Origin of the sequence: Alteribacter populi (genome assembly GCF_002352765.1) — a bacterium.
In the GTDB taxonomy this organism is placed as follows: Bacteria; Bacillota; Bacilli; order Bacillales; family Salisediminibacteriaceae; genus Alteribacter; species Alteribacter populi.
Genome location: NZ_KZ293963.1, coordinates 1,292,276 through 1,307,137, shown reverse-complemented (window position 1 = coordinate 1,307,137; position 14,862 = coordinate 1,292,276). Strand labels below are relative to the sequence as shown.

11 protein-coding genes, 1 pseudogene and 1 riboswitch are annotated in these 14,862 nt (G+C 41.1%); of the genes and pseudogenes, 10 read left to right on the top strand and 2 right to left on the bottom strand.

The features are described 5' to 3' along the window. Nucleotides 1-25: 25 nt before the first annotated feature. Nucleotides 26-346: a hypothetical protein gene (locus CDZ94_RS06390; protein ID WP_096435679.1), complete on the bottom strand. Its 321-nt coding sequence runs from the start codon at nucleotides 344-346 to the stop codon at nucleotides 26-28. Nucleotides 347-638: 292 nt separating this feature from the next. Here CDZ94_RS06390 and CDZ94_RS06385 point away from each other — a divergent pair, with 292 nt between their 5' ends. Further along, nucleotides 639-1,376, top strand: a complete 738-nt coding sequence (locus tag CDZ94_RS06385) for an alpha/beta fold hydrolase (RefSeq protein WP_096435678.1) — start codon at nucleotides 639-641, stop codon at nucleotides 1,374-1,376. A 707-nt stretch (nucleotides 1,377-2,083) separates the two neighbouring features. Here CDZ94_RS06385 and pdxR read toward each other — a convergent pair. Beyond that, nucleotides 2,084-3,273: pseudogene (gene pdxR / locus CDZ94_RS06380) on the bottom strand (MocR-like pyridoxine biosynthesis transcription factor PdxR). A 522-nt stretch (nucleotides 3,274-3,795) separates the two neighbouring features. Here pdxR and CDZ94_RS06375 point away from each other — a divergent pair. From CDZ94_RS06375 to tenA, 9 genes are all read left to right on the top strand, one after another. After that, nucleotides 3,796-5,151 carry an MATE family efflux transporter gene (locus tag CDZ94_RS06375; protein ID WP_096435677.1) on the top strand — a complete coding sequence of 452 codons (1,356 nt, stop codon included), beginning with the start codon at nucleotides 3,796-3,798 and terminating at the stop codon, nucleotides 5,149-5,151. Nucleotides 5,152-5,435: 284 nt separating this feature from the next. Then, entirely contained in the window at nucleotides 5,436-6,197 is a 762-nt protein-coding gene (locus CDZ94_RS06370) for a transposase (RefSeq protein ID WP_096435676.1), read from the top strand. A 612-nt stretch (nucleotides 6,198-6,809) separates the two neighbouring features. Next, nucleotides 6,810-8,597, top strand: coding sequence for an L-lactate permease (locus tag CDZ94_RS06365; RefSeq protein ID WP_096435675.1), 1,788 nt, complete (start codon nucleotides 6,810-6,812; stop codon nucleotides 8,595-8,597). A gap of 5 nt (nucleotides 8,598-8,602) precedes the next feature. Next, nucleotides 8,603-9,337, top strand: coding sequence for a (Fe-S)-binding protein (locus tag CDZ94_RS06360; RefSeq protein ID WP_096435674.1), 735 nt, complete (start codon nucleotides 8,603-8,605; stop codon nucleotides 9,335-9,337). A gap of 7 nt (nucleotides 9,338-9,344) precedes the next feature. Then, nucleotides 9,345-10,805 carry a LutB/LldF family L-lactate oxidation iron-sulfur protein gene (locus CDZ94_RS06355; protein WP_096435673.1) on the top strand — a complete coding sequence of 487 codons (1,461 nt, stop codon included), beginning with the start codon at nucleotides 9,345-9,347 and terminating at the stop codon, nucleotides 10,803-10,805. Next, nucleotides 10,774-11,469, top strand: a complete 696-nt coding sequence (locus tag CDZ94_RS06350; RefSeq protein WP_096435672.1) for a LutC/YkgG family protein — start codon at nucleotides 10,774-10,776, stop codon at nucleotides 11,467-11,469. Before CDZ94_RS06355 ends, CDZ94_RS06350 begins: the two co-directional genes overlap by 32 nt. A 135-nt stretch (nucleotides 11,470-11,604) precedes the next feature. Next, nucleotides 11,605-12,321: a FadR/GntR family transcriptional regulator gene (locus tag CDZ94_RS06345; protein ID WP_096440610.1), complete on the top strand. Its 717-nt coding sequence runs from the start codon at nucleotides 11,605-11,607 to the stop codon at nucleotides 12,319-12,321. A gap of 118 nt (nucleotides 12,322-12,439) precedes the next feature. Continuing rightward, a riboswitch (TPP riboswitch) is annotated at nucleotides 12,440-12,542 on the top strand. Between the two features lie 355 nt (nucleotides 12,543-12,897). Beyond that, nucleotides 12,898-14,196 (top strand): acetylornithine deacetylase, encoded by a 1,299-nt coding sequence (locus CDZ94_RS06340; RefSeq protein WP_096435671.1) that lies wholly within the window; start codon nucleotides 12,898-12,900, stop codon nucleotides 14,194-14,196. After that, a complete protein-coding gene (gene tenA / locus CDZ94_RS06335) occupies nucleotides 14,186-14,857 on the top strand; it encodes a thiaminase II (RefSeq protein ID WP_096435670.1) in 672 nt (223 codons plus the stop codon). The genes CDZ94_RS06340 and tenA overlap by 11 nt, the downstream gene beginning before the upstream one ends. The last annotated feature ends 5 nt before the right edge of the window (nucleotides 14,858-14,862 follow it).

Genomic DNA, 14,862 nt, shown 5'->3' with positions numbered 1-14,862 from the left:
AAAACGCCAGTCAAATCCCATTTGTCTAAGATGGTCTAGTCGGAGCATTTTTGTATGGATCTTCCGTATCTTTATCTTTGTCATCATGTGTTTGGTGAGCGCCTGGGAACTTCCTCGGAAGGTTTTGGTGCAAGTTTCGGTTTTCATAAGTTAAATTACTATAATATTGCTGGCCAGGCTCCCAGGGTGAACTTTTATTTTCGACTGTGTCAGTTTTTCCTCGTGGAGAGCCATACGGACCTTCTGGATATTCTTCTGCTGTCAAAAAGTTTTTATATGTTTCGACATTGGAAAAGTCAGTATAGTTTTCTTTTTTGCGACTCACTTCAATACCTCCATACTTCATTTTCGCTTAGTGTAGCCTTGATGATGAAAATTATCATGACATGTAAAAGCGAACTATTGGAAATGCAAGTGTAACCGGATATCTCACGTAAATAATGTGAACAATGTACTTAGACATATTTTTAGCGTACTAGCCTTTCAACTACTCAAGTTGAAGATCACGCCAAAAAAAACAAACAAAGTATTGATTTGAGTAAAATATTAGCGCCAAATAGCTCGGATATCGACGATTCGACAAATAACGCGCAACAAACATTACCAAAACAGCCTTTAGTAAAGAAAGGTGATTTCTTTTGCTGCACTACTATCGTAAGGGCACTGGCGAATCTCTTGTTTTAATCCATGGATTTTTAAGCACAAACCGTGTTTATGATAAAGTGATCTCAAAATTAACAAAGCACTACGATGTGATCGCTGTTGATTTGCCAGGGCATGGGAAATCATCGTTTACAGGTGAAAAAACGGTATATGACTTTGCAGAGAAAATCATTGAACTGCTCGCATCTTTAAATGTTAAGAGCGGTACTTGGGTTGGTCATTCTATGGGAGGTTATATTACAATGGCCGCTTTAGAAAAATACCCAAAGTATGTTAAACGGGCTGCATTTGTTTATTCTTCACCTAGAGCTGATACTCCAAAAGAAAGGCAACAACGAGATCAACATGTTGAAACCATTAAATCAGAAGGGTTAGCTGCGTTGGTGCAAAAGCGTATCCCGCTTTATTTTGGCTTTGATTATGATCCTAAAAATCTAGAAGAAGCCTATAATCATGCAGACCAAACAACAGTTGAAGGAGCGATTGCCGCTACCTTTGCTATGAAGGAACGGCCTGATCAAGTGAACACAATCAATCACACACAAATCCCTCTATTATTCATAGAAGGAAAAAAAGACATGATGGAAAAGGCGTTTGTATCCTCTTCACCTCAAGTGACAAAGGTAAAAACAGATACCTCACATATGGGGATGCTTGAAAAACCAGTACAATATTTAAATGAACTACAAAATTGGCTTGCGAAAACACAATAAATGGGACAGAGGGACAGGAATGGGACAGAGGGACAGGTACCTCGTCCCACTTTTCCATTTCATATTATTGAAGGATTCTTCGTAGTTATGTGAAATATTAGGTGTAATACAGTTTTTATGGAACACTCCTGTCTTTTTGTCCCTCCGATTAAAAAAATTCCCGGTGATCTTTAAGTACGTTAAATATTTTAGGATTTGGCTTAGATTCTTATTCGACGTTTTGGAGACTAGTTTTTTGGGAACCTTGCTGTATGGTAGGGGGAGTTTTTTTTCTCCGTTAAAAAACATAGAACTTATTTTTCACTAACAGGTGTGCTAGCTGACAAAGAGCAAATAGAGCAATTCCACATTATTTTCCAATTACCTAATGTTTTCAAAAGTCACAATTAGTTGGAGTCCCACACCATTGAAGGTTTATTTAGAACACACACGCAGCAAATATAGTCAGAGGAAAGGAAGTCATCATCGGACCAGGCCGTGAAATTGACCTTGTAGGACAGATCTTCATATAGAAGATGGAGTCAGTGTAAAAAAGACAAAAAAATCGAGCTTACAAGAAAATAATATATGCTTATCAATAAAAGTGAATATACTTACTTTGAACAAATGACTTAGAGCCCCTAACCTTTTATAAAAAGGGTTAGGGGCATATTAACATAGAAGGGAGCTGTCACCCACAACATTTTATTCAATCTAATTGACTTTCTTCATTGAAACCATGCCTTTGCTAATAATCGTACAGCATTTTGAATTTCATCTTCAGATAAGCTAGCAAAGCCGAGTAATACCGTTTTGTTGTCGGTTTTTCCATATTCGGAAATGGCATAGACTTTTACACTATATGCTGCTGCCTCCTGAATAAGTTCCTGTTCTGACATACCATTATGGATCCGTATTAATAAATGTAAGCCTGAATCTTGGCCAATGATTTCGACAGATTTAGGAAAGTGTGATGTCATGGCCGAAACGAGGACATCTCGCTTCTTTTTATACACAACTCTCATTTTATTGATATGCTTCTCCCAATACCCTTCCTGGATAAATTTCCTGACAATATCTTGATCGAAACGTGAAACGCTCTGGGTATAAAAGAAATAATCTTTTTGAAAAGCTTTAATGAGTTGTTTTGGAAGAACCATGTAGCTTATGCGTAACGATGGAAGCAAAGCTTTTGAAAATGTACTCATATAGATAACCTTTTCGTTCGTATCTAGCCCTTGAAGTGCTGGAATCGGCTTTCCTGAATAACGAAACTCACTATCGTAGTCGTCTTCTTACCTTCCTTCTTCGCCGCCCACTTTAATAATTGCATTCGTCTAGAAATTGGCATAATCATCCCGCACGGAAATTGATGAGACGGGGAGACAAACACGACATTCGAATCACTTTCTTCTAACTCCTGAATAATGATGCCATCGCGATCAAGAGGAATCCTTTTTACTTCATCTATCTCTTTTTCAAATGAAACAAGCTTTTGGTGGTAGCCGGGGTTTTCCACAGCAAATATATTACCACTTAACAATTGGAATAATAGCTTGGTCAAAGATTGTGTCCCCGACCCGAGAATGATTTGACTAGGAGAGCATTGCACACCACGAGATTCATATAAATAGTTTGTTATTGTTTTTCGAAATTCATATTCACCTTGTGGGTGTCCGAGCATGAGTACTTGTTGGTTTTCAATTCGAAGTACTTCACTCGTTAATTTCCTAAAGGTCTCAAATGGAAACGAACGAGCATCGACTCCCGTAATCGTAAAATCGAAAGTGAAGTTATGATCGCGGTATTTCAGTTCATTAACACACTGAATGCTTTTTTTCGTATCAAATTCAAATTGTTCAACTTCACATACGTAGCGAAAAGAAACATCTTTGCAATATGGAAGTATCCGCGACACTGGATTCCATGGGACAGAGGGACAGGTACCTCGTCCCTCTTTTCCGCAGTTTTTATGGAACATTCCTGTCTTTTTGTCCCTCCGATTAAAAAGTCTCGATGATATTTTTTCTTTAAATTTATACGTCCCTTGTTTAAGTTTCCCTCTTCAACGTTCCGCCCTTTTCCTGAATCTTGGTATTTTTATGCAAAGAAATTGTTAGAATGTAAATTTCCACGATAATTCAGGTTGTGATTTTCAAATTAAGTCAGATGTATAACTGTATAATTAGCGTGCTAAGGATTGATATTTTCACGGTCTAATTTGAACAAAACATACTCATTTTTGCCGGAGCAATGTGCTACGTTACAACGTTATTGCTGGGACGGTGTACCTGTCCCCCCGTCCCACCTAAAGCAAACATGGGGACACTTTGACGAAAATATTGTAAGATTACTAGGTGATGTTGTTATCATTCGATGGTTTCGCTATATTAAAGGCTTCCGGGTTAGTGAACAATAATATAAAATTTAGGTGAAAATAATGAAACATGTAGAAAGTCGCAAAGAGAAAATGAGTTTATTTTTAAAGATTTTATGGCCAATCATGGTCACTCAAGTAAGTTTGTTCGCTATGAACTTGGTCGATACTTTGATGTCCGGGAGAGTGGGGACGAACGATTTAGCAGGTGTTGCCATCGGTTCGAGTCTATGGATGCCGGTCTTTACTGGGATCAACGGCATACTGTTAGCGGTGACAACCATTGTTGCTCAGTTGATAGGCAGTGGACGGAGGGATAAAATTTCTGAAGCTGTTACCCAATCTCTGTATTTAGCAATGGCCCTCGCTTTTACTGTTGTGATAAGTGGCGTATTTTTACTCGAGCCCATTCTCTCGTTTATGAATTTAACAGAGGCAGTGAATCATATTTCCTTTCATTATTTGATTGGCCTATCATTAGGAATCATTCCTTTGTTTTTGGCAAGTGTGTTAAGGAATTTCTTTGATGGACAGGGATTCACGCGAATAACGATGATTATTACTGTACTAGCCGTTCCGTTTAATGTTTTACTGAACTACGGCTTTATTTTCGGCAACTTTGGATTGCCCGCGCTAGGAGGAATTGGCGCTGGTTATGCAACCGCAGCGACGTATTGGATTATCCTCTTATTTAGCATTTATATGACCTTTAGGGTATCGACACTGAAACATTACCAAATTTTTGTAAAGTGGGTAAAGCCATCATGGAAAACATGGAAGGAGCAGCTTTCGATCGGCGTTCCAATTGGCCTTTCGATATTCTTTGAGTCGAGTATTTTTTCAGTCGTAACACTACTTATGGGGATGATGTTTACGACGATTACGATTGCAGCACACCAAGTTGCTCTAAGCTTTACAACGTTAATCTTTATGATCCCATTAAGCATCTCGATGGCGTTAACAATCGTCGTAGGGTTTTCCGTAGGAGGTGGAAAAATACAGGCCGCCAAGCAATACGGCCGTCTTGGCGTGTTTGGTGGTATCGGCATTTTAGCAGTTGGAGCCATTTTTCTTTACTTTTTCAGAGAGCAGATTGCCTACCTTTATACAGATGATAGGGAAGTCGTTTTGATGGCAGGGCAATTCATTATCATTGCGATTGTTTATCAACTATCCGATGCGGCACAATCGGGTTTGCAAGGTGTACTAAGAGGCTATAAAGATGTGAAAGTCCCGTTTATTACAGCGTTTACTTCCTATTGGTTAATTGGTATCCCTACAGGCTATTGCCTCGCTGCCTTTACATGGTTGGGGCCGTTCGGTCTTTGGATTGGAATTACATTAGGGCTGACATGTGCAGCAATTGGCTTTTTTGTGCGACTCCAAATTGTCCAACGCCGAGCAGAATTACAGCTTTGAGGGAGGGGGAAAAAGGTGGGACAGAGGGACAGGTACCCTGTCCCTCTTTTGAGTTTTCATTTTCTTGAAGGATTCTTCGGAGTTATGTGGAATATATTTTTTAGGAGTGATACAGTTTTTTATTGAACCTTCCTGCTTTTTTGTTCCCCTATTAGTCTCCATGACCTTTTCTTTTTAAAAAAACCTTCGTTTCATTTGCTTGATGTTCCCTTCTTATACTTCCCACCATTTTTTCTTAATTTTCCGTATTATTATGCAAAGAAATTGTTAGAGGTGATGGTTATTTGCCCAGAAAAGCAAGAAAGAAAAGCAGCACCGGAGTCTATCATATCGTGTTTCGCGGTATTAACCGCCAGACTATTTTTGAAGATGATGAGGATAAGATAAAGTTTTTACAGACACTTGCAATATACAAGAAGAAAAGCTGCATGGACCTTTATGGCTACTGTTTAATGGATAACCATGTACACTTGTTGGTGAAGGAAACAAAGGAGAGCATCTCGGATTTTATGAAGAGATTAAGCTCTAGTTATGTGTATTGGTACAACATGAAGTATGACCGATGCGGCCATTTGTTTCAGGAGCGGTTTAACAGTGAGAACGTGGAGAGTGAGAAATATTTCATAACGGTTCTGAGATATATTCACCAGAACCCTCTCAAGGCGGGTTTGGTAAGGAGGGTTTGGGATAGCAGGTGGACAAGTATTCATGAGTACGTGCGGAAAGCGGATATTACTGATATAGACAGGGGTTTAAATTTATTTTCTCGGGATAGAAAAATGGCCTTGAGTCGGTTTATCATTTATATGCAGGAAGAAAATGATGAGCAATGTTTGGATATAAACGAGAAAACAAGGCTTTCCGATGACCAGGTCAGGGAATATCTTCGTACGGTAGGAGTCATAAGCAACAGTATGCTCCAGCAGATGGAGAGGATAAACCGAAATGCTGTTTTGAGCAAGCTGAAAAAACTGAAGGGGGTATCCATCCGTCAAATTGCACGGGTTACCGGAATCTCGAAAAGTGTTATTGATCGAATTAAGTGATATGTGGCATGAGCTTGAATGCGAGCGGCGTTTTTGCCGTAATATTAAAATATCCTCGTTTATATATCTTTTGAAAAATCCTCGTTTTTTGCATCTTATCGAAAAAATTCGTTATTGTTTATCCCAATAAAAAAGAAGCTTTCCATTTGTCTTCGAAAATTACCAGTATCGGTCTGAAAGGGCGGAAGGCTTTAGATCAGGAGTATATATGGTAAAAAGTTGTATGAAATGAAAGAGAGATGACCGGCTTTTAAAACAGAGAAATTAAAGCAGCTTCGATTGATGGCGAGGGAACAGCCTTATGTAAAACCTCTTCCTGTATAGATCGCTTTTCAGTCTCCTTTCTGGTCAATACTCCCTTTATCTATTTCTGATTAAACTGAATGAATAAGATAAAAGAGTGCCAGTATACCCCTGTTAATGTAAGGGTGGGACAGGGTTTCAAGTCATACATTTGTTCCTCGCGTTGTTTCCGGGACGACGGACCTGTCCCCCTGTCCCGCGAAAATATCTCTTGAAAATTCTAATAACTTCAGCTAGAATTGAAAGCACTTACATAAGGTCATCTGATGACCGTATGATCATGATATGGTATAAAGGGGAGGGAACAGTATGGGATTAGGGTGGCTGTCTGTTTTTGCACTCATTCCGATTTTTACAGTCCTATTATTTTTAGTCATTTTTAGATGGCCAGCTAAACGAGCGATGCCGATTGCGTTTATTGTGACGGTTATATTGGCATTATTCATTTGGGAAGTGCCATTAAATCATGTGGCTGCCGCGAGTACGAAAGGTGTCGTAACGGCTCTTGAAGTGTTGTTCATCGTATTTGGTGCGGTGCTTATGCTGAATACGTTAAAAGAAAGTGGTGCGATTCAAACGATACGCCAAGGGTTCATTGATATTTCACCTGATCGACGTGTCCAAGCGATTATCATTTGTTGGTTGTTTGGTTCGTTTATTGAAGGGGCCTCTGGTTGGGGAACGCCAGCAGCGGTTTTGGCTCCGCTACTAGTGGCGATTGGTTTTCCGGCAATGGCAGCGGTTATGGTGGCATTAATTATCCAGTCGACACCAGTATCGTACGGGGCTGTGGGGACACCTATATTAATTGGCGTTCAGTCAGGATTAACGGGCTCGACAAATGTAACAGATGCAGCAACCTCACTGGGCTTAAGCTTTGAGTCGTATATTAACATGATCGGGGGCCAGGTGGCGATTTTTCATGGAATTATCGGGCTTTTCATCCCGCTCATTATGGTTACGATGCTAACGTATTTCTTTGGAAAAGAGAAGTCGATTAAGGCGGGGTGTGAAGTGTGGAAGTTTGCTTTATTTGCCGGTCTTGCCTTTACGATTCCGTTTGCTCTTGTTGCTAACATTCTTGGACCAGAGTTCCCTTCTTTATTTGGCGGGTTAATAGGCCTTGCCATTGTTGTACCTGCTGCAAAAAAAGGGTTATTTATGCCTAAGCGCACGTGGGATTTTGAACATTCATCAAAATGGGACCCAGAGTGGACAGGTACATTATCAGCTAACCAGTTAACACATTCGGTGATTCATCCATTTAAAGCGTGGTTTCCGTACATCATAATGGCCGTTTTACTCGTCATTACTCGATTAAATTCTCTTCCGTTTGGCGATTGGTTGCAAAAGGCGCATATTACCGTTGAAGAAGTGTTTGGTACCTCGATCTCGATTACAAGCACACCACTTTTTTTACCAGGCTTCATTATGGTGCTGATGTCGATCTTAGGGTATTTCTTATACAAAATGAATGTGACCAATTACGGTCAGGCCGCGAAAAATACTACAAGTATGATTATCAGAGCTGCCCCGGCTTTATTATTTGCAGTGCCAATGGTACAGGTGTTTATTAACTCAGGTGTAAATGAGACCGGGTATACGAGTATGCCATTAGTTCTCGCTGAGGGGATGTCAGCCATTATGGGAGAAAACTGGCCAGTAGTTGCCTCATCGGTTGGTGCTCTAGGCGCCTTTGTTGCAGGAAGTAACACGATTAGTAACATGATGTTCTCCATGTTCCAATTTGGTACGGCTGAAAATGTGGGAATCAACCCAGCAACAATTGTAGCCTTACAAGCGGTCGGTGGAGCAGCGGGAAATATGATCTGTGTTCATAATGTAGTTGCAGCTTCTGCTACAGCAGGTCTTGTTGGTCGAGAAGGGACGCTAATTAGAAAGATGTTAATTCCCACGTTTTATTATGTCTTTTTTGCAGGAGCCATAGGATATATCGCGATTAACGGAATCGGGTTGAATATCGGAACCTTGATGGCGGCAGTAGTGCTAGTCATCATCATATCAATCATTGTAAAAGGAATTCGTAAAGAGGAAACAACAATGGAGAGACAGAAAGAAGAGGAAGTAGGAGGGTGATTGAGGTGAAGGTTTCATTATTTATAACATGTCTAGCAGATGTATTTTATCCAGGAGTCGGCAAGGATACGGTTGAAGTACTAGAGAGATTAGGGTGTGAGGTAGACTTTCCAGAGAAACAAACATGTTGTGGTCAGCCAGCGTTTAATAGTGGCTATCACAAGGATACAAAAAAAGTAGCAAAGCATATGATTGAGACTTTTGAGCATTCTGATTACGTGGTGATGCCATCAGGGTCTTGTGCAGCAATGATTCATGAATATCCCAACCTTTTAAATGAAGAGCCGGAGTGGGAAAAGCGTGCCGAAGAACTTATGAATAAAACCTATGAGTTTACGCAGTTTCTCGTTCATGTTTTAAAAGTAGAGAAAGTCGATGCCACCTTAAACACCAATGCAACGTATCATACGTCTTGTCACATGAGTCGATTACTTAAAGAAACAGAAGCTCCTTTTAAACTATTAGGAAAAGTAGACGGATTAAATCTTGAGACATTGCCGAACTGCGAGGCCTGTTGTGGGTTTGGAGGAACGTTTGCAGTTAAAATGGCACCGATCTCTGAACAAATGGTTGATGAAAAAGTAAGGCATATTGAAGAAACGAAAGCAGAAGTATTGATCGGAGCGGATTGTGGTTGTTTGATGAACATTGGTGGTCGAATTGAGCGAAATGGGAAGCCGATTAAAATGATGCATATTGCACAAGTATTAAATAGCCAAGAAGTAGTCAAGAAGGGGTGAATGGACAATGCCAATGCAAATCGGAGACCGAAGCTTTGATAATCGGGTAGAAAAAGGATTGAAGGATACCTTTATGAGGCAAGCGGTCACATCTGCTCAGGAACGACTAAAAAAGGCGAAATCAAAAGCTGAAGACGAGCTTGGAAATTGGGAAGAGTGGCGTAATCTTTCAGAAGAAATTCGTACACACACACTTGAGAACATTGATTACTATTTGCATCAGCTAAGTGAAAATGTCAGCAAGAATGGGGGATCTGTTTTCTTTGCGGAAACAGCAGAAGAAGCGAACGCCTACATTAAGGAAGTCGCGAAAAAGAAGAACGCTAAAAAAGTGATCAAGTCAAAATCAATGGTAACCGAAGAAATCAGCATGAACCAAGCATTAGAGAGTGCTGGCTGTGAAGTGATTGAGTCCGATCTTGGCGAGTACATTCTTCAAATCGATGATCATGACCCACCCTCTCATATCGTAGCCCCTGCGCTTCATAAAAACAAAGAGCAAATTCGTGACACCTTTAAAGAGAGAAAAAACTATACGAAATCATCTAACCCTGAAGAACTCACTCATTTTGCGAGAGAGCAGCTGCGTAAGGAATTTCTAGAAGCAGATATTGGGGTAACAGGGTGTAACTTTGCTGTGGCTGAATCTGGGAGCATTTCTCTCGTTACGAATGAAGGCAATGCGAGGCTTGCAACGACTTTACCAAACACGCAGATCACAGTGATGGGAATGGAGCGTGTAGTTCCGACATGGGAAGAGCTTGACATTTTAGTCAGCATGCTCTGTCGGAGTGCAGTAGGTCAGAAGCTCACGAGCTATATTACAGGCCTGACCGGAGCAAAAGAAGAGGGGGACGTTGATGGTCCAGATGAATTTCACCTTGTTATTGTTGATAATGGACGTTCGAAGATTCTTGGCACCGAGTTTCAATCAGCCCTACATTGTATAAGGTGTGCGGCTTGCATCAACGTTTGTCCGGTGTATCGACATGTTGGTGGGCATTCGTACGGCTCCATTTATCCAGGTCCAATTGGGGCGGTTTTAACGCCGTTACTTGAAGGCTACGATGATCATAAGGAACTCTCCTATGCATCAAGCCTTTGTGCCGCATGTACCGACGCTTGTCCAGTAAAGATTCCGCTACATGAGCTGTTAGTAAAACACCGGCGAAACATTGCTGAACAAAAGAAAACAACGCTTTCTGAAACGCTTGCGATGAAAGGGTTTGGCCTTGTAGCAAGCTCACCTTCACTTTTTAATATGAGCACACGCACAGCTCCATTGATGCTGTCACCCTTTACAAAGGAGGGTTCAATTAAAAATGGACCAGGACCATTAAAGTCATGGACGGATACGCGAGATTTTCCGGAAAGTAAAAAAGAGAGATTCAGAGATTGGTTCAAATCTCGTAAAAGTGGAAAGGAGGGAACGAGTCATGATTCAACATCGCGAAACATTTCTCAATAATGTGGCAGAAAAACTTGGGCGGTCGCGTCGCACATCAGGAGTGGTTCGACCCAAATTTCGCCATATGCCTCACCTTGAAGTAATGAAAAACTATACATTTGATGAGCTCGTTTCCGTTTTGAAAAATCAATGTCAAGCGATTCACACTGATTTTATAGAGACGACCGGGGATGGACTTGAGGCGACTATTGATCAAGTACTTGAGGACTATCAAGCTCATTCTGTCGTCACGTGGGATGATCCGAGGTTTGCAGAATATGGGTTAAGTAATTTTCAACAACGTGAACAAGTCGATGTATGGGAGACGCATGAAGAAAACCATTCAATTGAGATTGCTGAGCGTGCAGATATTGGGATTACCTTTGCTGATTACACATTAGCCGAGTCCGGAACGGTTGTCTTATTAAGCGATAAAGGAAAAGGCCGTTCGGTTAGCTTGCTGCCTACGTATTACATTGCCATTATTCCAAAAAGCACCCTAGTTCCTAGAATGACGCAAGCGACAACAGCCATTCACAAAATGGCAGAAGCTGAGGGAAAGCGAGTTCCTTCTTGCATTAATTTCATCTCCGGTCCAAGTAATAGCGCCGATATTGAAATGAATTTAGTCGTTGGCGTCCATGGCCCAATCCGAGCTTGTTATATTTTAGTAGAGGATAAATAACATGAGACCGGCAGTGGATCACTGCTGGTCTTCGTATTGGGATTTGCTTTCGACTTTTACAGGTTTCCTCCGACTTCGGGGGGCTTATCGGGTTATGTTATAATTGAGCTAACTGATATGAACGAGGTGCAAGCGATGGCATTTAAACATGTGGAAACGAAAAAAATTTCGGAAGTGATTCGTGAACAACTTGAAGAAATGATTCGTAAAGGTGATGTGAAACCAGGTGAGAAGCTAGATTCCGTTGAAAAATTGGCGAAAGAATTTAACGTAAGCCGTTCAGCAGTAAGAGAAGCATTAAGTGCCTTGAAGGCGGTTGGATTAATCACAATTAGACAAGGCGAAGGAACCTTTGTTAACAAATATGATTTCTCAAACCTCATTGTTCCTGTTTCGGTTGAGCGAATTATTTCAAAAAAAGAGATGCTCGAGTTGTTTCAAGTTCGGAAGATTATCGAAGTAGGTGCCGCTAGTCTTGCGGCGGAGAACCGTACAGATGCTCATTTAAAAGAAATGAAAGAGGCACTTTTGGAAATGGAAAAGGCTGCAGGAAATGAAGATCTCGGTGAGAAATCAGATGTGCAATTCCACCTTGCGCTAGCTGATGCGACAGGGAATAATCTTTTAATCGATATGATGCAGCAATTATCGGATACACTTGGCAAAACGATGTTTGAAAGTAGAAGGATTAGTCTATTTTCACAAAAACAAGAATTCAAATGCCTCCAACTTGAACATGAACGTATTTATCGATCAATTGAATCTAAAGATCCTGTAAAAGCAAATCAAGCCATGCTTGATCATTTAATGAATGTCGAGAATACATTGATTACTTATCATAGTGAGAAATAAGGGAATGCACCGGTCATGTGAATGATGAAACCCGGTGCATTTTTTTGTTTTTCATACTCAAGTCGTAGTTTTCATTTTAAGTCATGTATGGTATCTTGTGTGTAATACGAATTTCATAGAAGTCCACTAGGGGTGCTTTTTAGGCTGAGAGAGACGTTGTCTTAACCCTATTTTTACCTGAACTAGATAATACTAGCGTAGGGAAGTGGTGTGAGCAATTGAAATCACTGGCGAGGTATATTATATGTACGCCACTAGTCGGTTCTTTGTTCTACATACACTGCCACTCTTAGCTAGAGTGGTTTTTTTATGTGTTAAGCAAAGCATAAAAACCTACGCTTCAATGTCTAGCTCCAGCGACAAGCATTACTACGTGAATAAGCTGCGGGTTGTCTCGACGGATACACATCGGAGCATTACTAGCAGAGGAAGAGCCAGCTACGAGGTCATTTTAGCCTGTCAGAAGAAGCCAGAAAGAGGCTTCAATCTGCCGGTCGAAAATGCTTGTCGCTCGTGACCAAGGCGCTTGCGCTTTTGTTCTGTCCAGATACGTAGTGGATTGAAAGGAGAATTGAAATGAATGAGCAGCTAAACCAACTGTTCGCGCAAATGGATGAAAGACAAGAGGAATTAATAGACTCAGTGAAACAATTGGTTCGTTTCCCAACTCCGAGTCCGCCTGCCCGAAACACGAAAGAAGCACAATTGTTTATCGCGGGGCAATTAAAAGAGCTCGGATTTGATATTGAGCAATGGGACGTTTTTCCCGATGACCCTAATGTTGTTGGAACGCTAAAAGGTAACGATTCTAAAAACTACAAAAGTTTGATCGTCAACGGGCATATCGATGTTGCCGAGGTTGAGAAACAAGAAGAAGGCTGGGAAAAAGATCCTTTTACTCCTCATGTAAAAAACGGAAGACTTTATGGACGGGGAACCGCTGATATGAAAGGGGGGCTTGCTGGTGCGTTGTTTGCAATCAAGCTTCTACGAGAGAGTGGAATCGACCTGCCCGGTGATCTCATTTTCCAATCGGTTATTGGGGAGGAGGTTGGTGAAGCAGGAACATTAGAATGTTGTGAAAAAGGCTATACCGCTGATGCAGCTGTCGTCGTGGATACGAGTGATTTACATATCCAAGGACAAGGGGGCGTAATCACGGGGTGGGTCACTGTGAAAAGCCCGAAAACTTATCATGATGCAACGCGCCGAAACATGATTCATGCAGGAGGCGGACTTAATGCAGCAAGTGCCATCGAAAAAATGGTAAAGCTCATTCAAGGTCTCAAGGAGTTAGAGCAGCATTGGGCTGTTACAAAATCGTATCCTGGCTTTCCAGCTGGGATGAATACGATCAATCCAGCAGTGATCGAAGGAGGAAGACATGCAGCTTTCGTTGCAGATGAATGCAGTCTTTGGATGACGGTTCATTTTTATCCCGATGAAAATCACGACGATATTGCTAAGGAGGTAGAAGATCACCTTTTAAATGTGGCTCAAGGCGATCCGTGGTTAAGAGAGCATCCACCGACTTTTAAGTGGGGCGGAAAGTCGATGATTGAAGACAAAGGAGAAATCTTTCCTTCACTAAGCATCGATTCTAAAGGTGACGCGGTAAAATCTTTAACTAACGCTCATTCCGAGGTGTTAAAGCAAAAGCCCGAAATAAGTATGTCGCCTACGGTTACGGATGGAGGCTGGCTCGGAGATGCAGGAATTCCGACGCTCATTTATGGGCCTGGTGATTTACATAATGCTCACGGCGTCAATGAATCTGTGTCAATTCAGCAGCTAGTTGATTTTACAAAAGTCATGATCACCTTTATTTATGAGTGGTGTCATACAAAAAGAGAGGATGAGAGAAATGAAGTTTAGTCAGCGTTTATATGAAAATGTGAAACCGATATGGCAAAAAAATCATGATCACCCATTTGTGCAAGGCATTGGAGATGGAACGTTAGATAAAGAGAAATTTCGTTTTTTTATGATTCAGGATTATTTGTATTTAATCGAATATGCCAAGCTCTTTGCGATCGGATCTATGAAGGCGAAAGACGTAAAGACGATGGGAGAGTTTGCTAAGCTTTTAGACTCAACATTAAACATGGAGATGGCACTTCACCGACAGTATGCTAAGGAATTTGGAATATCAGAGGAAGAGCTTGAATCAGCCGAACCTGCTCCAACCACGTTGGCCTATACTCACTATATGCTTCATGTTGGTAATAACGGTGGGTTAGCAGAGCTTGTTGCTAGCCTACTTCCTTGCATGTGGAGCTATGCTGAAATCGGGAAAGCACTAGATGAAAGACCAGGCGCAAGAGACCATGACTATTACGGGGAATGGATCAAAATGTATTCAGGGGAAGAGTTTCACGAGCTGACAGACTGGACGATTCATCTATTGGACCAGCTGGCAGAAGGGAAGCCAGAACATGAATTACAGCATCTAGAAGAAATCTTTTTAAATACGACCCGATTTGAATACATGTTTTGGGATATGTCCTATCACCAAAAAACATGGCCTGGAGAATAAGTGAA

What these genes read in the sequence shown, in the direction of transcription:
- CDZ94_RS06390 (WP_096435679.1), bottom strand. Translation starts at nt 346, where the DNA reads ATGAAGTATGGAGGTATTGAAGTGAGTCGCAAAAAAGAAAACTATACT.
- CDZ94_RS06340 (WP_096435671.1), top strand. Translation starts at nt 12,898, where the DNA reads ATGAATGAGCAGCTAAACCAACTGTTCGCGCAAATGGATGAAAGACAA.
- CDZ94_RS06345 (WP_096440610.1), top strand. Translation starts at nt 11,605, where the DNA reads ATGGCATTTAAACATGTGGAAACGAAAAAAATTTCGGAAGTGATTCGT.
- CDZ94_RS06365 (WP_096435675.1), top strand. Translation starts at nt 6,810, where the DNA reads ATGGGATTAGGGTGGCTGTCTGTTTTTGCACTCATTCCGATTTTTACA.
- tenA (WP_096435670.1), top strand. Translation starts at nt 14,186, where the DNA reads ATGAAGTTTAGTCAGCGTTTATATGAAAATGTGAAACCGATATGGCAA.
- CDZ94_RS06375 (WP_096435677.1), top strand. Translation starts at nt 3,796, where the DNA reads ATGAAACATGTAGAAAGTCGCAAAGAGAAAATGAGTTTATTTTTAAAG.
- CDZ94_RS06355 (WP_096435673.1), top strand. Translation starts at nt 9,345, where the DNA reads ATGCCAATGCAAATCGGAGACCGAAGCTTTGATAATCGGGTAGAAAAA.
- CDZ94_RS06350 (WP_096435672.1), top strand. Translation starts at nt 10,774, where the DNA reads ATGATTCAACATCGCGAAACATTTCTCAATAATGTGGCAGAAAAACTT.